Here is a 25,433-nt window from a genome sequence, read left to right as displayed (position 1 = left end):
AGCTCGGCCTATGACCGGCAAATGGCTTATTTGTAATTTTGGGATGGCAATGGCTCAGCCGATGCATGAACCCACGGAGCGGCTGCAGGGCGCAAAGACAGACCAAACCGCTTTCGGCTGGGCCATAAACCGCTCCGGACTCAATGAACCAACGCCAGCAAATTCTCGATGAGCTCTTTCAGCTCCGAGCGCTGTTTATCGCCATCTTGGTACATCGAGCGCTCGAGGATTTGCTCGGCACTCATCCGTGGCCAGAATCGATCTGAAACATCGTCTGGTTTCATCCCCACTGCGTCACCAATGATCTGCTTGGCATCGCAGATATTCGTAAAGTTAACCGCGACACCAGCTTCGTGCAGAATCAAATCTGGGCACAGGTAGTTTTCGATTTCGCGTTTACGAGTCGAGTAGAAAGGCCTACCAAGGCCCTCTACTTCCTGTTTCCGCTTGAGATTAGTCTTGTGCTGAAAAGGATCACCAAGATCTGAGTCCAGAAAAACGCACCACGGCAGGCCAATTTCGTCGGCAAGCCGGTGGGTGACCCAATGCTTCACGTTTCCACAGCCGCCAACGTGAATCGGGATAAGTCCCTGATCATCGAGATCGCGGTTAATAACGTTTGCCGCTTTGAGGGTGCTAGCCGTGTGACGCAGGAAGGTGATGTCACTCTTGCCTTCCACCAGGATGATTCCCTTCGCCCGCTCCATCCCTGTTTCGGGGAGTACGCCCAGGCTCTCAGCAGCCTCCTTGAGCACATCGTCATTGGGCATTTTGACGGTGGGGATACCGTCCTCATCCTTGGTGACATAGCGGATGCCGTCGATGGGCATCAGGCCTGCCAGGGCGGGGACATGGGTGGTGACGATGATCTGTCGGTTGGGCTGGTTGGAGAGCTCCAGCAGGGCCTTCATCAGCATCATCTGGTAATTGGGGTGCTGCGAAGTTTCCGGCTCTTCGATGGCATAAATCACGTTGCGTGGGCTACCAATCGCAGCCTTCTCCGCTTCGGCGCGGAAGAAGTTGAGCAGGATCAGTCGGCGTACACCGCTGCCGCGCTTATTGATGGGGATGCCGTTCTCACCGTCCAGGGTGAAGTTGAAAGTCCACTTGGGCTTTTCTTTGAAACGCGGGGTCAGCTCATTAGCCAGCTCGGGAGCCATTTCCCGTAGCTTGTCGAGGGTGCGGGTGGCAACATCCAACACGCTGGCTTCGATCTGCTGCTCTAGCGCACTGATCTGATCCTGCAGCGCGGCCTGAGCCTCCTTGACCGCCTGCTGCAGCGGATTCTTGGCTTCAGCGTCGCCGTCACTGCTCTCGCGGTCCGCCTTGAACAGGGCGAAGGTGGGCAGCTGAGCCTCAATCTTTTCCCAGATGGATTTGCTGTCGGTAGAAAGCCCTTTGCTGACGTCGAGCAGAATCTCCTGACAGGCGATGGGCTGTGCTGCCGCACGGATAGCCTGCCGCCACTGCGAAGCCACGCGCTTGTCTTCGACTTTCTCGGCAACATCTCGCTGATCGCCAAGTTTTTTAAGGTCGGACATCTTGAGGCTTAGCAACCCGGCTAAAGCTTGATCCTCGGGATGCAGACAGCGGATGGCGGTGCGCTCCAGCTTGCCGGTGCTGGCCTTGAAGGTTTTGACGATCTCCAGCGCACCCTCGGCGTTAAGCAGGTATTCCTGCGCCAAGGACGTCTCGGCATTCTCATCCAGCACCAGCGCCTCAGGCAGATCAACAAACTCACAGGCAATCTCGAACTGCTCGGCGCCCTCGGCCAGGCTGAAGCAGTTCATATCGCTCTTGTCCGCCTTGACGTCGCCGCTCTCGAAGAAGATGGCCAAGGCTTCGAGGATGGTCGACTTGCCATAGTCATTACGACCGACGATGCCGGTCATGGCCTCGTCGATGGGAATAACCGTGGTGGTGCGATAGCCGCGGAAATGGGTGAGTTTGACGGACTTGAGGCGCATGGAGATTTCCTTATCTACAGCTGGCCGGAGACAAATGTGACGGGATCACATTTGCACAGCCGCAGGCTTGGGCGAAGCCCCGATCACAGGGAGGTGTGAGTGAAGGCTTGGGGGCTATCAAAGCTCACCTCGAAAGGCTTTTTGGCTGAGGGCGGCAAATAGATCTGCCAGATTTCCTTCCGATTGGCTTTGTGATCTCAAGCGCTGTTTAGTCGCTTGAAATATCGCCGCGTATTTATTTTGTATCTCAATCGGAGGCAAGAGAATCTGAATATTCTGCATCTCCTGAGCATTAATGTTGGCCATTCCAACAATGCTCTTGCACATATTTTGCAGCGTCGACTTGCCGTGCGTTGAATTCAGATAGCCGGAGACATAATAAGAATTACCCTTCTCGTTCATTCGAACACGAATCAGGTAACCGGCAATTGCAGCCACATCATCCCGGTCATATACAGCGGTTTTTCCAACCAGCTCTTTGCTGTTCGTACGATTGAAAAGCAAATCACCTTTTTCTACTAAATACTTGGGTTGATCTTTCTTGCTGAGATCAACGTACTTCAAGCCGCTGAAATCAATAGCACCAGAGTACGTAATATTCCCCATGCGCAGCATTGGAAACTCGCCTTCTGTTTCAGAAGCTTTTTCTGATGAACCATAGTTAGCTGTATCAACCAAATCCCGAACTGTACCTACTGGAAACCCCTTCGGATTGGTCACCAGGTCGCCGAACATGTCCAGAAAGACGGCGCGGAGGAAGTCTTCGGCGAGTTGGATGGCTTGCTGGCGTTTGCGGCGGATAGCGTCGGCCCTGTCGAGGATGGCGGCGATGCGCTTTTGTTCGGGCAGGGATGGCAGGGGGATCTCTACTGCTTCAAGCTTGCCTTTAGTAATGTGTTTAAGGCCAACCCCGCCATGAGCCTGGTCAATAATCAAGTCCAGCTTAGAATTTATTGCATATCGAAGATAGTTTTTGTCGATATAACGCTCATCAATATCAACCCTAAAAATGTGTTGATTTAGAAACCCCTTACCCCGATTCCAGAAGAATGCACCAAAGGAAGTCCCTGGGGTACCAGACCAAGAGAAAAGTAAGTCCCCCGAATCCACATGGAATCTTTTTTCCACCTCAAAATCGCAGTAATTGAAAGGTTTAGTTTCATCATTGAGATTTTGGATTCGAACAATAGGAGTGCCCGAGGCCGACCACTCCTCCGGCTTAAATGCTCTACCGTTCTGAAGGCTGCATACACTTCCAAAGGGAACGAGATTCATCACAACAATCTCTCCAGCTCATCCAGATCCACCAGGATTTCCTGTTCCAGCCCTTTAAGCCGTTGCAGAATCACCTTCGGGTCCTCAAAGGCTTCCTGCTGGTACTCCACTTCCTTGTAGCGACTGATGTTGAGGTCGTACTTGTTGGCAGCGATATCCTCGGCCGGCACGACAAAGGCTTTTTTGCGCTTGTCACCGAACAGGGTATTGATGGTGCTGGCGCTGATATTGCCCTCCACCATTTGCCGGTACTTGTGCCACTGGGCAATGGCATCGGGCAGGTCGTTGCCGGCCTCACCTTTGAGCGGGGTGCGTTTGTCGTCCAGCGAGTAGCCGTCGGCTTGCAGGTCGTAGAACCACACGCGCTCGGTGCTGCCACCCTTGGTGAAAATCAGGATGGCGGTGCTGACCCCGGCGTAGGGTTTGAACACACCGCTGGGCAGGCTGACGATACCTTCGAGTTGGTTGTTGTCGAGCAGCTCCTGGCGCAGTTGCTGGTGAGCTTTGCTGGAGCCAAACAACACGCCGTCCGGCACCACGACTGCGGCGCGGCCGCCGAGCTTTAGCGAACGAAGAATATGGGCGACAAACAGCAGCTCGGTTTTTTTGGTTTTCACCAGGCCGAGTACGTCGGGGTTAGTGTTGGTTTCGTCCAGCGTGCCTTTGAACGGCGGGTTGGCCAGCACCACGTCGAAGAAGTTCTGTTCCTGACGCGGGTAGTGCTCCTTGATGGATTTGCTCAGGGAGTCCTGGTAGCGGATGTTCGCGCCGTTCACGCCGTGCAGCATCATGTTCATGCTGGAGACGCGCAGCATGGTGGTGTCGAAGTCGAAGCCCCAGAACATCTGGCTGTTGATGTGCTGGCGGTAGGGTTCTAGCTCGTCGCCGGTGAAGTGCTGGTTGCCGTCTTCATCGGTGAAGATGCCGGCTTCACTGGAATGCACGCGGTTGAGGTATTCCATGGTGCGGGCAAGGAAGCCTGCAGTGCCGCAGGACGGGTCGCAGATCACCTCGGTGGGCTGCGGGGCGATCAGTTCGATCATCGTGTCGATGATATGGCGCGGCGTGCGGAACTGGCCGTTGATACCGGCGGTGGTGAGCTTGCTCAGCAGGTATTCGTAGATATCGCCCTTTACGTCGCTCTGGGTCAGCGGCAGGTCGTTGACCATCTCCACGGCGGAGGTGAGTACGGACTCGTTCTTGATCTCAAGATCAGCGTCCTGCATGTACTCGCTGATATGGCCTAAGCCCTCACGCTCACTGCCCTCGCCATCAACACCGCCGAGTTGGGCGAAGAAGGGATAGACCTTCTGCTTGAGGTGGCTGTGCAGCTCCTTGCCGCTCATGTTGCGGAAGTTCTTCCAGCGCAGCAGTTGGCCTTCCGGCGTATTGGGGAACAGACGGTCGAAGGGCTTGCCGGTGCGGTTGGCTTTGCGCTCGGCCACGTCTTCCTGCATGTCGAGCATGCGGGCGAACATCAGGTAGCTGATCTGCTCGATCACGGTCAGCGGGTTGGTGATGCCGCCAGTCCAGAACTTTTCCCAGAGCTTGTCGATATCAGTGCGGATTTTGCCAGTTAGCATCAGAAGAACTCGAATTCGTGTTTAGGGGTGGTTTCTGTGAGAGAGGGCTGCTCGCCTTCATGTTCGTCGGCGGGTAGTTGCGGCAGGATCTCGTTTAGTTCAGCCGATTCGTCGAGGGCTTCGACGATCAGCGAGAGTCGCTCGTTCTGGAAATCAACATGGACAGGCTCCAACGCAGGCAGGGTCTTGCTGACTTTGGCTGACAGCTGGCTGAAGCGATCAATCTTGCCGTATAGCCCCTGTTGACCCGCCAATGCTGTTATCGCGCTGTTGTAGTGATTGCTCGCCGTATTTAGCGTGCCACCCAGCTTGCCGATGCGCTCAGCCACTAGGCAGACCTGGTTGTAGATCTCGCCAGCCTTCTCGCTGATTTCACGCGCTTCGGCGTTGCTGCGCTCAATCATCCACAGGTTGGAAACGGTGCGCAGGATAGGAATCAGGGTGGTGTGCGAAACAAGCACGATGCCTTTCTTGTAGCCGTACTCGAACAGGTCCTTGTTGTGCTTCATGGCCTCGATATACGCAGGCTCAATGGGCATGAACATCAGTACGAAGTTGGGGCTACGCATGCCGATAAGGTTGGTGTAATCCTTGGAGGCGAGGTCGTCGATGTGCTTACGTACGGCTTTGACGTGCTCGATCATGGCCATCTGATAGGCCTCCGGCGTTTCAGCACCGACCGCGCGGTCATAGGCGTTCAGCGACACCTTGCTGTCGATGATGATGTGCTTACCGTCAGGAATCTTGATCAGGTAATCGGTCTGTTTGCTCTTACCCTCAGCGTCCTTAAAGGAGCTCTGCACCTCGAAGTGGGCTTCTTCGATCAAGCCGCTCATTTCCAGCGTTCTGCGCAGCTGGGCTTCACCCCAAGCGCCGCGCTGCTGCGAGTCGCCCTTGAGTGCGGAGGTCAGGTTATTGGCCTCCTTACTCATCTGTAGACCGATCTCTAGCACCTTTTTGATTTCACCATTAAGGCTAGTGTTGCCCTGCAGGGAAGCGTCATGCACATCGTTGATACGTTTCTGGAAGCCCTCGATCTGCTCGCGAAAAGGCTTGAGGAGACCGTCGATACTGGCCTGACTGGTTGTGGTGAAGGTTTTGCCCTTCTCCTCGAAAATCTTGTTGGCCAGGTTTTCAAATTCCTGGGTGAGCGACTTCTTGGTGTCAGACAGTTGCGCCATCTGCTCCTGAAAATGCTCCTCGCGCTGACTCAGGGTAGTTTTGAGTTCGGTATGGTCCGCGTTGAGCTGCTGCAGGCGTTCCTGGAGTTCGCTGAAAGACTGCACCTGCTTTGCAAGCGTTTGCTTGGTTTCAGCCAACTGCTCACGCACTTCGTGCTCGGCGGTTTCAAGAGCCTTAGCCCGCTTGCCTTCGCTGGCCAGTTCGTCCTTCAGGCGGTCGCGCTCAGCATTCAGCTGATCACCGGCGAGCTGAGTCCTAGCGAGTCGATCATTTAGATCGGCCACTAATTCCTCACGCTTTTCCAAGGCAGTCTTCAGCTCTGCATGAGCATTGCTCAGCGGCTCATAACGGCCCTGTAGCTCGGCGCGTGACTGAGTCTGCTCAGCCAGTTTCTGCTTGGTTTCGGTGAGCTGCTCACGCGCTTCACGCACTTCTGATGCGGCAACCTGGACGCTGGCATCCAGGCTAGCCAGCTCGTTTTTTAGGCCGTCACGCTCGCCTTGCAGCGAGATGATGGTGGTTTGCGCCGTATTCAGACGATCACGCAGGCCGGTGACTTGCTCCTGAAGCGCTCGTCCATCGGCCTGGGCGGTTTCCAGACGCTTGGCGGTTTCGTGATGCTGCCGGCTGGCATCATCCAACTTCAGCTGTAATGCAACCTGTGCGTCTTTGCCTGCCTGCTGCTCCTGACTCAGCCGCGTCACGTTTTCGTAAGCCGCCTGCAGTTTAGCCTTCAGTGCGCTTTCTTCGATTTGAAGCGCCTGACGGCGTGTCTCTGCAGCATTAAGTTGCTCACTCAGCGCCGTGCTGGCGGCCACTGCCGAGACCTGCGCCTGTTGCGCTTGTTCAAGCTGCGAGTTGAGCCGGCTGAGCTGCCGCCCTTGACGCAGAGCCGCGACAACATAGCCGAGCACCAGACTGGCTAGGGCGGCGATCACGCAGATCACGATGATTTCAGTCGTCAATTGGCTGGCTTGCATAATCACTCCTAGTGACTGGCTGGCGGGGTATCCCCGCGCAAAAAGGGCTTAAGTACGGCGACCAACTCGGTGACATCGGCGGGAGCGAACACACCGTCGATGCCCTCGTGGGAAATGCTGGAAAACGGCACGTCGTAGAGGGTCTCGATGACGATGCTGCCGTGCTGGGCGATGTAGTTTTTCAGCAGGTTCATAAAGCGCACCTGCTGAGCGGTGAGGCTGGGATGGGCATGGAGGAACTTTTTGAAGTGTTCCTCGATGGCGTGGGCATCCAGACCGATAATCTCGCGCACGGTGAGGTGCAGTTGATCCGCCGTGCGACCGTAGAACTCGTTGAGCACCTCCAGGCTGACGCCGGGGTGGCTGGTGAGGATGGTCGAGGTCAGCGTTTTCAGCTCGGCCTCTGCAATGGGCTCGCCCTTGTGGATTTTCTGCAGGGTCGGGTTGGCGGCAAGCATCCCGGCGAGTATGTCCTTGAGGCGGCGGCGGTAGATCATGGCCTCGCTGGCACCGGCAATCACGACCTTGCGCTCATTCACTTCCACGCCATCGTCGCCGGTACGGGTGCTGGGCATGGCATAACCGCCCGTGCTGCCGGTTTGCCGGTATTTCATGATGCCGCGTAGCTCCTGGCGGGCGCTCTCCAGCTTGTCGATGCTCGGCTGCAGCCAGAAGTCGGCACTGCGTACTTCGGCGATCAGTGCATCCTTCTGACGTACCGCCTGGATATTCACGGCGAGCTTGTCCAGCTCGGCCAGCAGGGCAATTTTGCCGTCCTCGAAGCAGCTGGCCTGCTCGACCAAGCAGCATTGAATGCCGGCGATGAGCTTATCCAGCGCGGTGGCGTGTTTATCGCGCAGCACACGAGCAGACATCAGCGGGGCAATGGTGTTTGCCAGCAGGTGCTGGGTTTTGCCATCGAACTGCTGCAGCTGCTGGGTTTGCTGCAACTGGTGCACGACACGCAGCTCGCGCTTTACCGCCACGCTGGTGTCGGGCAAGTCGTTGATGTCGGCACGCAGCAGGGCAAGGGCGGCATCGAAGGCGGCGGCATGGTTGTGACGCAGGGCAGCTTGGGCCAGCGCCAGGCGGGCTTCGAAGGTGGTTTGCAGCAGGGATTTGCTGCCGGTGTCTTCCGGCTCTTGATATTCCTGCTCGAAGAAATCGAAGTTGCCGTAGTGATCGAAGATCAGGAACTCGGTTTTGTCTTTACCGGGGCCAAACAGGTTAGGGCGCAGGCGCGTGCCGCGTCCGATCATCTGCCAGAACTTTACCCAGGATTTTACCGGCTTGGCGAACACCAAGTTGACCACTTCGGGCACGTCGATGCCGGTGTCGAGCATGTCCACCGAGATGGCGATGCGGAAGTCGTTGTCCGGCTTTTTGAATTCCTTGATCAGGGTATCCACGTGCGGGATTTGGTTGTGTATGACCTTGCAGACCTTTGTGCCGTACTGCGGGTAGAGCTTGCAGAAGAGCTTTTCCAGGTGCTCGGCGTGGTCCTGACGCTGGGCGAAGACGATGGTTTTACCGACCAGTGAGCCGGTCTCATCCTTGATGCCGTTGTTGATCAGGTTTTCCAGGATGATGCGGTCGGTGTCTTCGCTGAAGATTTTACGACCGATGTCCTTGCCGGCAATGGTGGTGCGCTTGGCTTCTTCCTCGCCGAGGTCCTCTTCGAGCTGGCGTTTCTGATCGTCGCTGAGGTCGTTGTAGTGGATGCCATCACGCAAAAAATCGGTAGTGAGGTCACGCACGCGAAACGGCGTCAGATACGGTGGCTCGTTATTGATGGCGGCATCCAGACCGAACTCGAAGGTGGGGTCGGTGGTTTCGCAATCAAAAATATCGAAGGTGTTGCGGCTGATGAACTTCACCGGGGTGGCGGTGAGGCCGACCTGCAGGGCATCGAAGTAGTCGAACAGGTCGCGGTACTTGTTGTAGATGCTGCGATGGCTTTCGTCAGCGATGATCAGGTCGAAGAAGCCGACATCAAGCTGGGCGAAGCGGTTCATCATGCCTGGATAGGTAGCGATATAGATGCGGGCGGTCTGGTCAACCTGACCGGTTTCGCCGATCACGCAGCGCGGCTCGCTGGGCAAGTTCTGCTTGAAGGCTTCATCGGCCTGTACGCGCAGCTCTTTGCGGTCGCAGAGGAACAGCACTCGCTTGGCCCAGCCGGTGCGCAGCAGCAATTCAGCCAGGGCGATGGCCACGCGGGTTTTGCCGGTGCCGGTGGCTTGGATGATCAGGGCCTTGCGGCGCTGCTGCTGGAAGTGCGCGGCGACAGTTTTGATCGCTTCGATCTGGTAAGGCCGGTCGGCGATGCTCAGCTCGGGGTTGTGTTTCTCCAGCGTGGGGATGCGGTACTGGCGCTGGTAGGCTAGGTATTCCAGGCTGTCTTTGCTGTAGAGGCCGTACACCGGGCGATAGGTGTTGTATTGCTTATCGTCCCAGATAAAGGTTTCGTAACCGTTGCTATAGAAAATCACCGGGCGCTGCATGCCCATACGCTCGAAGCCATCGGCGTACATGCGGGCCTGTTCGCGCCCGGCTTGCAGGCTGACATTGCCGGATTTCTTGGCCTCGATCACGGCCAGGGGCTGACCGTTGTCACCCCATAGCACGTAGTCCGCACGGCCCTTGCCGGAGACGTTGTCGGGGAAGTCCACTTCTACTTCCTGGCCAACCTGCGCGGGGTTGCTGACATCCCAGCCGGCCTGCAAGAGCATGGCGTCGATCAGCAGTGCGCGCGTTTTGGCTTCATTCCACTGCAGGCTGTCAGCCACCTTCTGGCTCTGCTGCTGACGTTTTTGCTGGTCGGGCTTGGCGGGCGCGTCGATCTTGTCGAGGTGACGGGTGCGCTCCTGCTCGAGCTTGTCCATGACGCGCTGCAGCTCTTCCTGCTGCTGGTTGAGTTCCTTCTCGTAGCTGGAGACGGTTTTTTGCAGGCTGGCCAGCGTCGCCGTTGGGTCTTTGACCTCGGCAAACTCAGGGATCGTGGTCTGTTCAGTACCGTAGTACTTGATGGCCATGTACATGGCCAATTGGTAAGCCGTTTTCAGGGCCAACTGGGCGTTGCGCAACTCGCCTTCGGCACCGTGGGCGGTATCGTTGCCCTGGATGCGCAGGAAGTTGATCTGGTGCACCAGAGGCTTGCTGACGCAATCGACAAACACCGGGTTCTTCACCAGGTCGTAGAAACTCGACTGCGGCATGCGCGGCAGCAGTTCTTCCTTGTAGATGGCTTTGGTCAGCTCTTCGGCGAAGCTGCGCAGACGGGTGAGCGCGCTGCCCGGATCAATGTGCAGTACGGCCTCGGCAAGACCGGCAAGGTTGGCCAGCAGCTCGTTGCCGGAGCGGAGGAACTCGAAGTTGACTGATTTCATAAAGGCTATTCTGTCCATAGCGGTCCTATAGCGAGGACCGTGCCAGTTTTATTCGATGCCGTATTTGTCCATCCAGTTGCTCAGCGTTTGCTGGCTTTTAAGGCCTAGCAGGCTGGCCGCCCGGGTTTTGTTGTTGCCGGTAAGCATCAGAGCCTTGCGCAGATAATGGCCTGCGACTTCAGCGATTATCTGTTGTAGATCAATGCCTTGCGTAACATCCATGGCCAATACATCGGCCTGCGCTTGCGGCAATTTGAACAGTGCTTGCTCGATATCGTGAGCCGCTATCAGATCGCCCGGACACCAGAGTGCTGCACGCAATAAGGTGGACTGTAGTTCACGGACATTGCCACGCCAGGGGTGCTGGAGGATAAGATTTTTTGCTTCTGCGGAAATTTTCTTATCGCCGAGACTGGCGTCCTGGCTGGCAATCCCCGCCAGCAGTTTTTCCGACAGCAACAGCAGATCACCTTCGCGCTCTCTGAGCGGCGGAAGGTGCAGTACACCTACAGCGATGCGATAGAACAAGTCTTCACGGAAGCGCCCGTGAGCGACTTCCTGCATCAGATTACGGTGGGTAGCGGTGATTAGTCGCACATCCACCTTGAGCTCTTGGTTGGAGCCTACAGGAGTGAATGTGCCTTCCTGCAGTACGCGCAGGAGCCGCACCTGAACATCGGGCGTCAGCTCACCGAACTCATCCAGAAACAGCGTGCCGCCGTGAGCCTGCTGGAACACCCCGGGCCGATCCGCAATAGCGCCGGTAAATGCGCCTTTTTTGTGGCCAAACAGGGTGGAGTCAATCAGCTCCGGCACGATGGCACCGCAGTTCACCGCCACAAAGGGCGCGGCAGAACGTGGGCCGGCATTGTGAATGGCGCGGGCAAACAGCTCTTTGCCGGTGCCGGTTTCACCGTAGATCAGCACCGGCACCTGCTTCGCCGCGAGTATTTGCGCCTGCGCCTTGAGGGCCAGCATGCGCTCGCTCTGCGTCACGATGCTGTCGAAGGCTGCATCCACGGGAGCATCCAGCCCGGCGAGCTGGACCAGCTTGTCGGTACTGATGGTATCAGCAGCCGGCACATACTCGGCCGCGATTTCAAACGGCACCTCGACCTGCTGAACACCTTGCTCAAGTGAGGACTGGTAGAAGGTCGCCGGGTAGCGCGTTTTGCCCAGCAGAATCCACACCGCTTGCATGGCCGGTGTACCGGGACTGAGCAGAATGGAAAGCTGATTAGCGGAAGTACTCAGGCGTTTTAAATGCTGACTGGCGGCCTGGTAGATCTCGCCGAAATGAACGGGGGAAGACAGAGAAACGTAATGCGCGGTGATCGCTACATCCACCTGATCGCGCAGCCAGGCCAGGTAGGGCTCAACGCGCTCAGCAGGGTATGAGCAAAGCAGCTCGACGCTATCAAAGGACACCGTGTTCAGGGTCGCAAGAATCGGGCCTGCCTCAGCGCCTGCGACTGCTTTGAGATCATTCCCGCCAACCCAGCTGGCCAATACGCACTGCTTCTTTACCACTGTCCCTTTACTCCCGGCCTCCCTCTTGCCCATCAGCGGGCAGGAGAAAAAATGTGCTCTGGTTCGCGTCCGGATAGTAAACCAATCCTTCAACCCGGGTCTTTAACTGCCTGACTGCATGTTCAAGTTGAGTTGTACCGACGGAGGTGCCGGAAACTTCATCCAAACGAAGATTGGCAAGTGAATGGGACAGTCTCGCTGCTGCCGAGGTAGAACAATAAAGGGGCCTTTCGGCCCCTTCTGAACTTAGTTAGCCAACAGTCTTTCAAGCTTCTCGATCAGATAGTCGAGCGGGCTGCGGCCCTCCAGGCGCTTTTCGAAAACTTCGTTGCGGTGGTAGGCGACCCAGGTTTCGAGGGCATGCCGATTATCCTTCTCGTAGCCGGAGCCGAGGATGCAGATAAGCTCGGTGCCATGGGGGTTCTCAAGGTAGTGACTCATGGCTGAAGCCAAGTGCTTGAGGTACTTATGCTCGCGGGCCTCCATTGATGGATGCAGAGGGGTCACGTTGTCACGTTTGATCAGTTTCATGGTGGAACTCCTCAGGCCTTGAGATTGGCTTTGATCAGGTTGTCGAAGGCACTGCCATCACGCCGAGTCAGGTTGGGGACATAGCGCGAATAGACACGGAACAGCATCTCGGTGGTGGTGTGTCCCATCTGCCGGGCGATCCACTCCGGGTTTTCACCAGCCGCCAGCAACAAGGTCGCGGCCGTATGACGGGTTTGATAGGGACGCCGCCTGCGCAAGCCCAGATGGCGCAGCAGCGGGTACCAAACCCGGTCGTTGATATTGCGATATGCGTGCGGCGTACCTTCACGGGTGCAGAAGACGAACTGGCCACTGCCGGTTTTCTCGCGCTGGCCGAGGAGCGCCTGGTAAACCGGCTCGGACATATCGATCTCACGCTGCGAACCGTCGTTCTTGGTGTAGTCGAGCTTGCCGCCTACCCAGGTTTCGCGGATCAGAATCTGCCGACGCTGAAAGTCGACGTACTTCCATTGCAGGCCATCAACTTCGGCTGTGCGCATACCGGTGAAGAAGCGCACCGTGTAGTAGTTGCGGAAGTCCTCACGCACGGCACCGAGAATCTGCAGCACTTCATCCAGAGTGAAGGGCTCTACATCTGTCTTGGGGACTTTCAGTGATTTGATGTTGAGGTATGGCGAGGTAAACTCGAATCGGTCAGCTGCCTCACTAAGGATCATGCGCAATGGCGTCATGATGTGGTTGATTCGCGTCGCTGTCAGACTTTGACCTTTCTGCCCGGGGACTTTGCCGAGTGCCGAGCGGAATGACAGAAGTTCTGCTTTCGTGATGGCGCTGACCTCTTTTTTGCCGAACTCAGGCAGCAAATGCTTATCAAGGGTAAGGCGCACGGTTTTGGCGTGCGTATCACGCCACTCGACCCTCATTTCATCAAACCATAGTTCGGCAAAATCCTTGAAAAGTGGTGTTTTTAGCGATGTACAGCCAGCCTGCAACCGACTGATCTCTTGCACCTTGCTGCTTTGAGGGAAGTAGGTGGCGTAGTCAAAGCAGCCGAGGGTGATTTCCGCCTCTATGCGCTCAAGAATCTTCTCCAGCTTTTTCCGGTTAGCAGGCGTATCAGGCAGCGTGGTCTGCTCGCGGCAGCGCTGATCCAGGTAGGTAAAGTCAAAGAACAACTTTTCGTTGTCGACACGGGCACGAATCTTACCCATGGCAGATGCCTCCACCAGCCATCGGAACCAGCCCAGAAGCCCGCGAGAATTTCTGCATGTCTTCTTCCACGGCTTCCCAGATGAAAAGGATCTTGCGGCCGCCAAAAGGACGGAAGTAGTGAATCCCTTCGAGCAGGACTGAATCTTTCAAGCGATTACGGATGGTGCGCGCGTCGTACTTCATGCGTGTGGCCAGCTCTTCGGTAGTCAGGTATGTGTGAGACATGGACATGCCCTCTCTGCTAAATTGAACGACAGCGGATTCTTATGAGCTTCTGAACTCTCATAATGATCTCCTGTAGATCAATATAACGCTCATTTTGAGCTTTGCAAGGACAAAATGATCTCCTGAAGATCATTTTTGGAGATTGGGATGGTCAAGTGCCATTTGTCTCGCTTACTGGGCGAGCGGAAACTGAAGATCAGTGACGTGGTCAGGGATACGGGGATCAACCGCGGAACCCTCACGCGGCTCTATCACGAGACCGCGCAGAGGGTAGAGCTCAAGGACCTGGAAACGATCTGCCAGTACCTGAACTGCCAGGTGGGAGAGTTGTTGGAATTGCAGGATGATCCGGCGGGCTGAACGCCCTCCGGACTTGGTCAGACTCGGAAATGCCAGTCGATGGAGGCCATCAGCATCAAGTAGCGCAGGGCTGCTCCGGAGTGGTGGTGGTTCTGCTCCTGAGCATTGAGCTCTGCTCCTGGTAAACGCAGTGTCGCTCGAATACCCAAGTGGCTGTTCTGGGTGCTTCGATTCTCTGGAGCTTGCTCAATGAATTTCAGGCGGGGTTTTCCCAGAACCGTTCGCCAACGGCTTTTGGTTTGCTTGGGCGTGCCCTCGTCGTAAATGATGAACTTAATATCAACCAAAGGGATGCCCAGTTCAGATAGAAGCCACAGGTACTCACGGGCACTCTTATCATCCCTGCCGGAGTAGAAGCGTAGTGTTGTCTCGCTCGCCCAGCAGCGCTCAACGAAATCGTCCAGCACTCGACCAGCTTTAGCTTTATGCCGGCTGCTTAGCAGGCGATAGAGCCGATCCGCATAGGCGGCTACCCCGGCCAGACCTCCGTGCTTAGGCGGTCTAGGGACAAGCTCAATTCTATAATTTGAGTCAGACGTCGCTGGGCTCTGCAAACGATGCTTCCCGAGGTGGCTGATGTATCTTGCCCGCTCCAGCATGGCCGATCGATCAGCTTCGGTAAACGTAACCCACTCCATGTTAACCAACTGCCCCGAGGACTCTGCGTAAACCTCGTAGGAGAGCATGGATGAGATTTCATTCAATCTCCTCAGTGCCCACCCACCTTCAACCTTCTGAGGGGAGATCAGTGGGCGCCTAACTTTTACTTGGTTACTGTGCCTATAGACCTTCATGCGGCCGATGATTCGCTGCATGTGCCGAATCTCTGCAGACAGGCCTGCCGCAGGTAGGTCGTCCGGCTTGTTTGGCAAACTGACTTGGGCAATTTTCGCGATGACATGGCCAGGCGGCCAAAATTCAGGATTCCATTGCCAGCACAGCGCCGATAACCATGGCATGCAGTGAACATAGTGGAGCAGGGATGTTTTGGGACTCGCATGCCCTAGAACAGCGCTGGTGATGTGGATAACACGTCGAGTGGCGGACTCCGGGGAGTGAAGAAAGGCTCGGTTGAACCGTTCTGTGTCCAGCAGCCAATTCATGGTTTGCGCATGCTTACCGAACAGCAATCCAACCGACTGACTAACACCGAGGTCTGAAGCGGCCAGCTTAAACGTCAGCCAAGTCGCGGCCGAATGTCTCAGGTGGTGATAGTGCATATCTCTGCACCCAGTGACACGGCGTAGTGCGTCATGAATAGCCGGCATCAGTGTTGATTCAGATACCCATCGAGTCTGGAATTCCGGGATACAGAACAAGAATTCCGAATATGAACTCTTCAGCTCTTCGTCATCGCGCAGCCGAGCCAGGCGCTCGATGAGCTGCAACTCATCTGGCTCAAGCAAAACGTGAAGTGGTAGCGTCCTTGTCGAGTTACGTGTTTTTAACGCACGCTGAGCATGTGGTCGAACGTGCAAGTTGACCGGTCGTTCAGGAGCAATCAATCGCTCAGGCGACAATAGCTTGAGGCTCGGATGTCTGCGCCTTACTGCAGCGGCACGCTCAACAGACAGCGCAGGTAATTGCAGATCACGACGCAGCAATTTCAGCGCCTCATTACGACGCAGACCTAGGCGAAAACCGAAAATCAGCATCACCTGCGCGACCATTGCAAGGCGTGGCGAACGCTGGCCCAACGGCCCTGCAGCCAGATCTCGCAACGCTAGGTGATATTGCTCCTCGCTGAGGATCTGGGCATCGACGAACTGAGGTGTTTTCCCAATACCCAATGCCGCATAGGGACTGATAGGTGGATACGCAAATCTTTGCTGTAGATAGCCATGAAATTCCAACAGCCCCTTGGCTAGGTTTCTCCTCATAGGAGCTGTGGGTTGAGCTTCGAGCATCTGCTCATAGAGCTCCTCCAGCGCATCAGGTGGAACATCCAGGATCGATTCGACAGAGAGCATATCGTCCAATCCAACACCGACATCCCGCAAATAGTTGGACACTGTTTTGGGCTGTAACGGGTTGCCATAGAACGAGCGGCCGTGAAGTAGAAATGACGCCCAGTTGCCGATCAGCGCCTGGAGAGTTCGGGGTGGCTGCTCATTCTCGAATACTGCAATTTGCCTCTTTCGGACTTTTCGGCATAACGCCGTCAACCACTCGGGAATACTTTGCTTGGGCCTGCGAAACCGGTGTTTTTTCCGTTTTGGTTTCCCTTCGATTTCTGGAATCGGTGAATTTCCGTGCAAATGCTGCCAAGAATCCACCAAAACCGAATGCGTCACATAGCTGGACCTCGTGGAGTAGTTCATCAGCAGCTGTGGCAATTGTGTTTGACGTTGAATACGTAATAACTCAAATACTCGCTCCAGAGAGCCGGGCTGGTTCTGAGAGCACACTCCTCCTACGGCCAGAGCCGCCTGAATACATTTTAGTTTTCCCTCCTTTCGAGCCAAATGCGGCTTGTTCTCGGCCAGATCTGGAGCGCAGCGCGATATAAATGCCAGGGTTATTGGATCTGGAAACCATTGCCGCTGCTCAGACTCGGGTTGACCGCGAATTGAAAGCTTCAGCCGAAACTCTGGAGCTCCAGATATCCACAGGGCCTGCCCTGGATCAAGCTGAGTAAGCGCATTAAGTTGTGGGATGTCCATCAGGGCACCGTAGTAGGCAGCACTCAGAAGGAGTACCCCAATACGCTCATGGGACGTAAGTTTTTCAAGATCGAGTCTGATTGCACGTTCTAGCGCATTGATAACACCTCGACTGGCCGACAGATTCTCTGAGGTGTACAGGTCTGGATTAATCGGATTAGGGCGGCGCTGCGTTTCGATCGCTATCCGAGCCAGCGGCAAGCTCGGATTAAAACGCTGCGCCCGACGCGTCACGTCTAGCAGCGTGTTGCGTAATGTCGAGCTTTCGAGCTGATTCTCGAGATTTTGCATCTCCTTGATGGGAAAGCTACGCAGCGAACGTTGTCCGCAGAGCCATTCACCGATGCTGTTACCGGAGTCTTTGCAGCGCTCCTGGAGTGTCAGAAGATATCCATTTTTCCACTCTGGATCATGTTTATCCGGGTTCCAGATAACTGACAGCATTTCATCCGAGAGGATTGAGCTATTCATGCATCAACCTCCATGACCAGATGGCTATTGCGAACCATCCAGCCAAGCTCCCGCATGAGCGGCAACAAATAGGCATGAAGGTCTTGGACGTAAGTACGCGGGCAAAAGCTCGAAAAAGCATCTTGTGGCTCTTCGCCACTCAGCCAATGCCCCATGAAAGCCGAAAGTGTTTCAGGTGGGCATCCGCGCTCGGCGAGCTCCGTTCTTAACAATTTGCGGAATCCATTCACTGGATGAGGTGTGAAACCCTCAATCTGGCACATTGCAGCTTTGATGTGGAGCGGCCGAATTTCCTCGTAGGAAAGACATCCCCCGTCGGCTAACCGGAGAAAAAAACCGTTAGTAGGGGCCGGCAGCTGGGGTAGATGAGGCTCAAGTTGTGCGGTAATTGCACTGCAGTGAGCCTTATAGGCCTGTAACTGTCGCTTTAACTGGTCAGGCAACACCACAAGGCGACTCATATGCCCATCATCTGCGCCTTTATCACCCAGCGCGCCGCATGCCCCGCGCGATTCAAATACGTCTGCCTGCCTCAACGGGTTACGAATGGCTCGACATCCAGTTGCCATAAAAAGCATCTGCACAGTCCACAACGACAGGCAGTTGTGCCAATGAACAAGCTGCTGAAGACCTTTTCGAGGGCGTTTACGCAGCACTACCAGCAACGCCTCAAGATTAGCTTTTACCGTATCCAGCCGAAGGCAGTTTCGGGCACCAACAGCCGCCTCCGGAACAGCGGGAATCGGGGCACTAGGAGCCTCCAGGCCCACGGTGGCATAAACCGCAGCCAACACCCGCTGAACTGATTGGCAATACAGGCGTCGTAGATAGTTGATGCTGTACTGGCTGTAATACAGTGGCGTGTTGGCCGATAGACAAGGCATCCCCGATAGCATGGTGGCTGCAACCACATCGTGAGTGTCCGCGATGATTTGGCGATGTAGATAGGAGCGCACCTTGTGCATCGTGTAGCGAGGATCTTCGCCCCCAAGCTCGCTCAACAAGGTTCGGACTTCACGCTCGACGTCTTTGATCTTGCAGGTGATAACGGCAGAGCCATTCACCGGCGACAAGTCCCGGATTGCCATAACGAGCGCAGCTGCCCCAACCATATCTGGTACCGCGATTGCTGGTTGAGACTCTCGAACGGACTCTCGAGGCAAGTGCTCTTCCGCTGCATAGTCCGGTGTCGGTGCAAAAAATCTAAACTCCGCCGGCCCTGCCTCATCAGCCAGAACCAACTCCAGCACCGTGCTCGGGCGCGTATTCCGCTCAGCTATCCGCAGCTTTTTGCAGTCCTCAAGTGATCGACCAAACCACAGCATGAGATGAAGCACCAGCAGTGCCTCCAAGCGCCTCCGGATCTGTATATGCGCCAGTGCTGGCGCAGTACGAATACGTTCCCTACAGAGCATAAATTCATCAGTGACTCCAAACAGGAGGTTCGCTAGCTCATACTGCGTGAGCAGGTTGTAGCCAAACGGTAAAAATTGCCGACTGCGAGAAATATGAGCGAGCATGCCCTCATGGCTGAGCAATTCAGCTACATATGGTCTGACATCACCCCTTGTATCGATCAAACATATTTCGCGCGCTGTGGTTATTTCGCCCAGCGGCAGTGCTTCATCTAAATCATCGTCTAGCGGTTGAGGCGCCACGAAACTTATATATCCAGGGAGCAAATCAGGGTCGTCAGGATCCTCGAGCGGGAACTCGGTAGCCCCTCGGCTAATCAGTACACCCAGGCCTGCGCTATTTGAACCGCCATGCTGACGATGGCCACCGCCACCGTGACGTTCTGGCGGTTCCTCACCACCCAGGTAGCGGGCGAGACGAACGATTGGTGGGTAGTATTCTGCTAGGTAGTCGATTGATCTGCCGGCGTCGAATTGGCGGCAGCCCTGGGCAAATACGGCAGAGCTGGACCATATATTGAGATCATCTGGTATGGACAGTATCTGCAGTGCGCAGAGCGCTCGGAGTTCAAGGTAGGCGCTGTATCTCTGACCGCGAAGACCCAGACCATCCGCCCTTTGCTGGTAGACCACAAGCAGCTGCCCAATAAGACGGTAGTAATCCTGCTTGCTTTCTGAATCCGCAGGTTCGTGCCACAGCGTCGCATATGGGAACGCGTGCTCCTGTACCCCCTTACCGATGACCGGGTTACGCGCACGCCGCTCATCTCCCTGGTAAAACATGGGGCCCAAAGCCGCAATAAAATCAGGATTGTTTCGGATTGAAATAATCCAACGGCACTCGTCCCGCCAGGCTCTGAGATCGCACGCACCTAGGCTGAGCTCCGGCGGTACGTCCATGGCATCAAGCGCATTCACGAGCCCCTGCATGACTCGGGGGAAATCAATTAGCTGCGGGTGAACATCTAGAAACCTCAGCATCTCCGCTATAACACCAACATCACGCCCCGCATCTGCAGCCAACACTAGCAGCTGTGCATGTCGTGAGTCAGGGCTGATGTGTGACTGGTCCACACTCTCCGAATGATTGGATGTGTCTGGCATTTTATGGGCTCTCACTTTTTTGGATTACTACCTGATAGTGGAGGTCCCAAGGCCACAGTTTCTGGGGTAGAGCTACGCGCCAGGCAATTTTATTTTTGAGTTATTCAAAATCCTGCGCATGCGCGGAAAATCGCCGAACACACTGCAACGATGCCATCAAAGAAAGCACTGAAATTTCCGCGCAATGCGCGGGTTTGCCTAGCAAATGAGGTTCGCCTAACCCGTAATCAGAAGGACGCGGTACATGCCGAAGAAATAGGGTAGAACCCAGCGATATCAAATCCCGACTGCATCAACCTGAAAATCAGGGGTAGTCCAACCGCACTCTGAATACGAGGTCAGGCAAAAACTGTCTGGCTGCATCTCGTTTTAGGAGCACGTATATGGGTGACTGGAAGGCATGCATCGGTAAGATGAGCGACCGCGAAATAGCGAGGCGATTTGGCCTTGGAGCGAGCAGTGTCCGGCGTTACCGCCACTCAATTGGCATTCCTGAGTTTCACCCTGAAGACATTGAGTTGCCGACTGGACTGATTGAGCAACTCGCTACAAGAACAAACTATCAACTGGCAAAAGAATTCGGGATTTCCATCAAGCACATCAAGCGAAAACGAGGTGAGCTGGGAATTCAGGAGCCCAAGACTGTCCGGGAACGCTTCAAACCCCTTGAGGACATCTGGACCGATGAAGCCATTGCCATGCTCGGGCAGATGCCTGATACGGAGGTCGCTGATCGTCTGGATATCAGTAACTTTCCAGTCAAAAAGAAACGTCACGAGCTTGAAATAGAGGCATACAAACGTCCGACACCAGGGATAACACCTGAAATTGCATCTGCGTTTGGTGTCGTTTCCGACGCTGAGCTCGCAAGCCAGCTGGATGTGTCAGTGAGTTACATCCGCAAAGCGCGGATCAAGGCGAGCCAACAATAAAACGCTGATTCGCTTTCAAAGCAGATAAGACGGGCAGTCAGATCAGATGACTGACTGCCGACTACCGAGTCAGTCAAGCTTTAAAACCGCGTACGAACGGCCTCACCACCTGATGCGCAGGGCTCATTCAGCTAGCGAGACACGCATCCATTTGGGCATGTTGCAACCCAACAAGGTGGCCAGCTCTTCGGGGTGGAGTGCTGATTTAATCGCTTTGACGCACTCCTGAGTAGCGCCATCTTTACCGAGATAGTAAAGGGCGCTTATAGCCATCCCAACCCTGGTTCCTGCGCACTGCATAACCATCGGAGCCGCATGCACGAGCCAGATCTCGGCCTTCCCGAGAAGTAATGATCGGCTGGGGCCACTCGTGTAGTAGATCGGGATGACCGGCATTTGTGTGCTCAGCCCGAATTGCCTCACTGCATCAGCACCGTGAATCTGAAGCTTCCAACGACTCTGCCTGGCAATCAGACTCAACAAGTCCCAGAGCCCGGGGCAACGAATCCGTCCGGTGTATTGGCTGAATTTTGGCCGTATGTAGATGCCACGGTACACGCGCACAAGCTCACCGCGGCGAACCAGCTGGGTGACTGCCTTGGAGATGGCAGAGCTTGGACCAAGCTCTGCAAGACACCTGATGCTGAAAGGCTTGCCCCTGCGCAGACGCTTAACACGCTGCGTGACGAGGTGAGATACCGACTGTTCAGAGTAATGAAGGCGGGACATCGTTACCGTGTCGAATCTAGGGTGCAATGCCAACTAATGTTTGCCGGGCAGAAAGCTGCAAAGCCCGGAGTCTTGGGAGATCCCATACAGACCAATCTGGATCAGTGTGCACGATCATGACTACGCTCCGTCTTAACCTCCTGCTGCTCCATCCACTTGGCCAGGCCCCATATCGTGGTTCCGAGCACCAGCAGCAGCCAAAGCAACCATTGCGGAACTTGATATTCGGTACTTAGCCAGAGCCCGATGCCACCGCAAAATATCGCTACGCAAAACCATCTCATCAGCGTGCACTCCCATTCCCGATTACCTTCGAGATACTACGGTAACCCGATGTTCGGCTCTGTTAACGCTGGTGCCAGAAATTTCGTCAGATCCCAGGCTGGGAAACGAGAATGACCTATTGGTGGATATGAGAACTTCGCCATCCGGCACTTGGCTCAGTTATCGAACACCTCGTCCCAAGCACCACGAGCTAGATGAATCCGTCGCCTTGTTTTGAGATTGAAAAAAGGACACGATCCAAGGACAGCCTTTGAGGCAGCTCACTCGTTCAAAAAAAGGATTTATGTGTGTCGCTTGTCCAATGGATTTCAGATTTTTTATATAGGCGTGGACTGCAAGAGCCGGATGGCCGCCCCCTATTCGCCTATAAAACCTCATCAGAAGAATTCGAGACACTGCGTCAGCTTTTGCATGGGCTCAACGTGGGGCAACACCCGCACTCCGAATATGCTCAGGCCTGGCTACTTTTTGCGGCCGAATGGTGGAAGCGCGAATATCCGGGAGGAGCATGGCGCTGGGGACCACTGTGCGAGGCAGCCGGCCAACAGGGATTGCCCCACGACAAGACCCGCAGGCTGGTCATCGACGGACGCCACCTATGGCGTCTGCAGACCGCAATCAAGAATGAAGGTAAGCGTTTCATTGGCCTGGTCGCGGTGAATGGCGGCCTACCCATGCGCCTGGTCGAGTCGGCACAGGGGGGGCTGTCCGGCCTGCTGCGCATGGTCACCGAACAGGCGCTGCGTTACGAGCTGCAGGATGAGCAGCTGCGGCAAGCCATCGAAGCACAGGCCGAACTCTTGCCCGCCTGCTACCAGCAGGCGCCGGTCTACGAGCTGCTCGACAATCTGGTCAAGGCGGTGCTGCACATCCGCAAGACCTATGCCCTGCAGGGTGCCCAGGATCCGATCGACAAGCTGCAGGAAGAATGCCCCCACTGGGAAGAACTCTTCCCCATCGCCCTCGACTCCCAGGCCGCCGCGAGCCTGATCAAGGGGCTGGTCAGAGGCGTCATCAGCATCACGCCGCAATCCCGGCGGCCTCCTTTCCAGATCCAGCGCGGCCTACGCTTCAGTTCCGATGGATCCATTCCCGTATATGAGCTGTCCTTTGCGATGCAGGCCCAGGCTAGGCGCGATCAGGTTGCCGAGGCACTTGGGATGGCCGTGGATGCGCTGCCACCGCACTTCCAGCTACTGCTGCGTATCGGCGAGAAGGAGCACCTGGTTGGCGAAGCCCTGATCAGGGACGATGAATATCAGTTGATCGCCAGGCCACTGCCGGCCATTCACAATCTGCACGACGCAGCCCAACTGATCGTCAGCCGCTGGGGCGCAACCTTGCACATCGCCAACCTGCCGGGCGGCGAAGCTCTGAGTCCTGACGAACCGCTGATCTTCGAGAGTGCATATCCCTTTGCCCGCCTGCTTGCCCAAGGCGATGCGCTGGTAAAAGGCGCGTCGGCACTAGCGGCAATGCCAGCAAAAACCGTCGTGTATACCGAAGAGGGCGATGCTCGCGAGCTGTATGACTGCCTTGCCGACGGGCAAATGCTACTGGAGCTGCCCGCCGGCATTACCCGGCTCACCTATCGACAACAACCCTTCGTTGTCACCATCAGCGCCAGCGCTATGCGCCACCCCGATGCCTACTGGCAGGGGAACAGCCTGGAGGCACTCTCCGTCCCGGGACCGCTGTTCCGCGGCACGCCGCGGCTGCGCATCGAGCAGGGGACAGGCTTCTCCAGCTACGCGCCCGCCCATGAGCTGTTTGTCCGCACGCAAGGCAAGGAGCTACCGCTCGCCCTGGCCCAGGCGCCGGGGTTGTGCCGGCTGATCTGGCGCAAGGATGGCCATCGCCTACTGAACACCCGCGCCATGCTCCTCCCGGAGGAGGCGTCCATCACCTACGTTCCGGGCGCCAGCACCCTCGAGGGCAGCATTCGCCTTAATCTCTGGCCTGATGTGCCCGTGCGCTGCGAGAGCGAACAGATCGCCCTGGAGCGCCGCCATGACGGGACAGGCCTGACCCTCCGTCTGAAGAGCACCGGCAGCCGGCCGGCCACCACGGTTCTGCTTTGCCTGCAGTGGCCCGACGGCGAGCAGAGGCTCACGCTGCCCTTCCCGGGCTATGGGGTCACGCTGCTGCGCAACGAAACCCTTCTCAAACCGAATCAAGCCATGACCCTCGAGGATCTGATCGGCTGCCGCGCGGTGATGATGTCGGCACAGGGCGCCGAAAACTGGCAGGTTCGCCTGACGCCCAGCGGCGCCGATGCCCGCTCCACGCTCTCTCAGGAAATTCGCTACACCGGGACTCGTGAAATCCGCCTGTTCGAGCTGATCCCGGCGATACAGCAGATGTTGTCCTGCCACCCGGGGCTCGATCATGTCGTGCAGCTAGAGTTGATTCATGCCCACCAGACCCACGCTCGCCTAAAGGTGGGCCGCTACTCGACGCGCATCCGCCTGCACAGCCAGCGCGAGATGGCGTCACTGAACGATAGCGGCTCCGACGTTCTGCTTGAGCAGCCGCAAGCCGAGGGTCTGATATTGGGCCTGCCACTGGCAGAACCAGAACATGACCCGGTCAGCCTGCCGCTGCATTTTTCCGAACAGGTGTTCACCGGCAGCTGGCTGGTCAGCCTGCCAGACGATGCCGTCGGCCCTTGGTTGCTGTACACCTCTGCCGAGTCACCGCTACACAGCCGTGCGACCATCGTGCCACCGACCGCGAGCCAACTCTCGAAGCCCCTGTCCCCGCTGCGCAAGGCGCTCTGCGAAGCCAATGGCGAAGAACGCATGTGCCAGCTACGGGCTGCGCTACACACCATGGCAGCAGACCCGGAAGCCGAGGACTGGCAGACACTAGAGCTGCTGCTGGACCGGCTGCACCACCTGCCACTGGCCAGCCTAGACATCTGCCAGGCACTAATCCGCGAGCCGCAGGCTCTGACCACGGCAACGCTGCTGCTGGACGATTTCTCCAGTCGGCTGGCAGAGCGCCTGCCCTGCGAGTTGCCCTTCGAGTGGCTGCTGATCGCGCCAAAGCACTGGTTCGACACCTTCGCGACTCTGCGCCAGCAGCTGGCAGCCGACAATCCCCGCCTGCTATCGGTGATCCGCAACGACATCCAGAGCAAGAGCCAGTTCCTTTCACGCTGGCAGCCGGCACTGCGCTTTATCTTCGATCAGGGCTTGCACCACTCGTTCGATCTACAAAGCCCCGATGTGGCGTTCCTCCTGAGAAATCCGGCGATGCTCACCGACTCCTGGTTGTCCCAACTGCTGGATGGCGAGCACTCGGCCATGCAGCAGATGTTCCGACGCAATCCTGCTGAAACCCATCAATATCCTGGCAGTGGCAATACGGATATCGGGGCATTCCTAAAAACACCCCACGGGCAAATGCTCCTCGGCCACTGCAAGCTCCCCGCCAACGACTTCAAGCTGACCACAGTCATGCTGCCCTTCATGGCCGCCTTCGATACCCACTCCGGCCATGGACAGCAGTGGCAAGCCGATCCGGCGCGCCTGTTCAGCCTAAGAAACGTTCGCCAGTTCGATACGGTCTGGTTTGACTCCGCCTATCAACTCGGCCTGGCCATGGCGCAAGCCGCCTCGATGCAGAAGTGAATCC

The 25,433-nt window shown here is 56.3% G+C and carries 15 protein-coding genes; 3 read left to right on the top strand and 12 right to left on the bottom strand.

Annotation, left to right across the window (positions count from 1 at the left end):
* Nucleotides 1–140: 140 nt before the first annotated feature.
* The 9 genes from H8F21_RS06685 to H8F21_RS06645 form a co-directional block, all read right to left on the bottom strand.
* Entirely contained in the window at nucleotides 141–1,967 is a 1,827-nt protein-coding gene (locus tag H8F21_RS06685) for an AAA family ATPase (protein ID WP_150743104.1), read from the bottom strand.
* Between the two features lie 117 nt (nucleotides 1,968–2,084).
* Entirely contained in the window at nucleotides 2,085–3,242 is a 1,158-nt protein-coding gene (locus H8F21_RS06680; RefSeq protein ID WP_153428235.1) for a restriction endonuclease subunit S, read from the bottom strand.
* On the bottom strand, nucleotides 3,242–4,825 hold the full coding sequence (locus H8F21_RS06675; protein ID WP_153428236.1) for a type I restriction-modification system subunit M: 1,584 nt from the start codon (nucleotides 4,823–4,825) through the stop codon (nucleotides 3,242–3,244). Before H8F21_RS06675 ends, H8F21_RS06680 begins: the two co-directional genes overlap by 1 nt.
* Complete coding sequence (locus tag H8F21_RS06670; RefSeq protein ID WP_153428237.1) at nucleotides 4,825–6,987, bottom strand: DNA recombination protein RmuC; 2,163 nt, start codon at nucleotides 6,985–6,987, stop codon at nucleotides 4,825–4,827. Before H8F21_RS06670 ends, H8F21_RS06675 begins: the two co-directional genes overlap by 1 nt.
* An 8-nt stretch (nucleotides 6,988–6,995) precedes the next feature.
* Nucleotides 6,996–10,376, bottom strand: coding sequence for a type I restriction endonuclease subunit R (locus tag H8F21_RS06665; RefSeq protein WP_150743100.1), 3,381 nt, complete (start codon nucleotides 10,374–10,376; stop codon nucleotides 6,996–6,998).
* Nucleotides 10,377–10,424: 48 nt separating this feature from the next.
* Nucleotides 10,425–11,906 carry a sigma-54 interaction domain-containing protein gene (locus tag H8F21_RS06660; RefSeq protein WP_203584166.1) on the bottom strand — a complete coding sequence of 494 codons (1,482 nt, stop codon included), beginning with the start codon at nucleotides 11,904–11,906 and terminating at the stop codon, nucleotides 10,425–10,427.
* Between the two features lie 246 nt (nucleotides 11,907–12,152).
* Entirely contained in the window at nucleotides 12,153–12,437 is a 285-nt protein-coding gene (locus H8F21_RS06655) for a hypothetical protein (RefSeq protein ID WP_153428240.1), read from the bottom strand.
* Between the two features lie 11 nt (nucleotides 12,438–12,448).
* Nucleotides 12,449–13,609: an Arm DNA-binding domain-containing protein gene (locus tag H8F21_RS06650; protein WP_153428241.1), complete on the bottom strand. Its 1,161-nt coding sequence runs from the start codon at nucleotides 13,607–13,609 to the stop codon at nucleotides 12,449–12,451.
* Nucleotides 13,602–13,835, bottom strand: a complete 234-nt coding sequence (locus tag H8F21_RS06645) for a hypothetical protein (protein ID WP_003292744.1) — start codon at nucleotides 13,833–13,835, stop codon at nucleotides 13,602–13,604. The genes H8F21_RS06650 and H8F21_RS06645 overlap by 8 nt, the downstream gene beginning before the upstream one ends.
* 147 nt (nucleotides 13,836–13,982) lie before the next feature.
* On the opposite strand from H8F21_RS06645, the gene H8F21_RS06640 reads away from it, so the two are divergent.
* Entirely contained in the window at nucleotides 13,983–14,195 is a 213-nt protein-coding gene (locus H8F21_RS06640; RefSeq protein WP_128723350.1) for a helix-turn-helix domain-containing protein, read from the top strand.
* Nucleotides 14,196–14,212: 17 nt separating this feature from the next.
* Here the strand turns inward: H8F21_RS06640 and H8F21_RS06635 are convergent, their stop codons facing one another.
* Together H8F21_RS06635 and H8F21_RS06630 are read right to left on the bottom strand one after the other, a co-directional pair.
* Nucleotides 14,213–17,329, bottom strand: a complete 3,117-nt coding sequence (locus H8F21_RS06635) for a site-specific integrase (protein WP_203584165.1) — start codon at nucleotides 17,327–17,329, stop codon at nucleotides 14,213–14,215.
* Nucleotides 17,326–19,662, bottom strand: coding sequence for a site-specific integrase (locus tag H8F21_RS06630; RefSeq protein ID WP_153428243.1), 2,337 nt, complete (start codon nucleotides 19,660–19,662; stop codon nucleotides 17,326–17,328). Before H8F21_RS06630 ends, H8F21_RS06635 begins: the two co-directional genes overlap by 4 nt.
* A 569-nt stretch (nucleotides 19,663–20,231) precedes the next feature.
* Between H8F21_RS06630 and H8F21_RS06625 the strand changes: the two genes are divergently transcribed.
* A complete protein-coding gene (locus tag H8F21_RS06625; protein WP_153428244.1) occupies nucleotides 20,232–20,780 on the top strand; it encodes a hypothetical protein in 549 nt (182 codons plus the stop codon).
* Nucleotides 20,781–20,903: 123 nt separating this feature from the next.
* On the opposite strand, the gene H8F21_RS29520 is transcribed toward H8F21_RS06625, so the two are convergent.
* On the bottom strand, nucleotides 20,904–21,509 hold the full coding sequence (locus H8F21_RS29520) for a DUF6088 family protein (RefSeq protein ID WP_228393571.1): 606 nt from the start codon (nucleotides 21,507–21,509) through the stop codon (nucleotides 20,904–20,906).
* A gap of 572 nt (nucleotides 21,510–22,081) precedes the next feature.
* On the opposite strand from H8F21_RS29520, the gene H8F21_RS06620 reads away from it, so the two are divergent.
* On the top strand, nucleotides 22,082–25,429 hold the full coding sequence (locus H8F21_RS06620; protein WP_236171968.1) for an STY4851/ECs_5259 family protein: 3,348 nt from the start codon (nucleotides 22,082–22,084) through the stop codon (nucleotides 25,427–25,429).
* The last annotated feature ends 4 nt before the right edge of the window (nucleotides 25,430–25,433 follow it).

Origin of the sequence: Pseudomonas arcuscaelestis, assembly GCF_016881005.1 — a bacterium.
GTDB classification, from domain to species: Bacteria; Pseudomonadota; Gammaproteobacteria; order Pseudomonadales; family Pseudomonadaceae; genus Aquipseudomonas; species Aquipseudomonas arcuscaelestis.
Note: the sequence above shows the minus strand (reverse complement) of the source record. Positions and strands in the feature narration are given on the sequence as shown.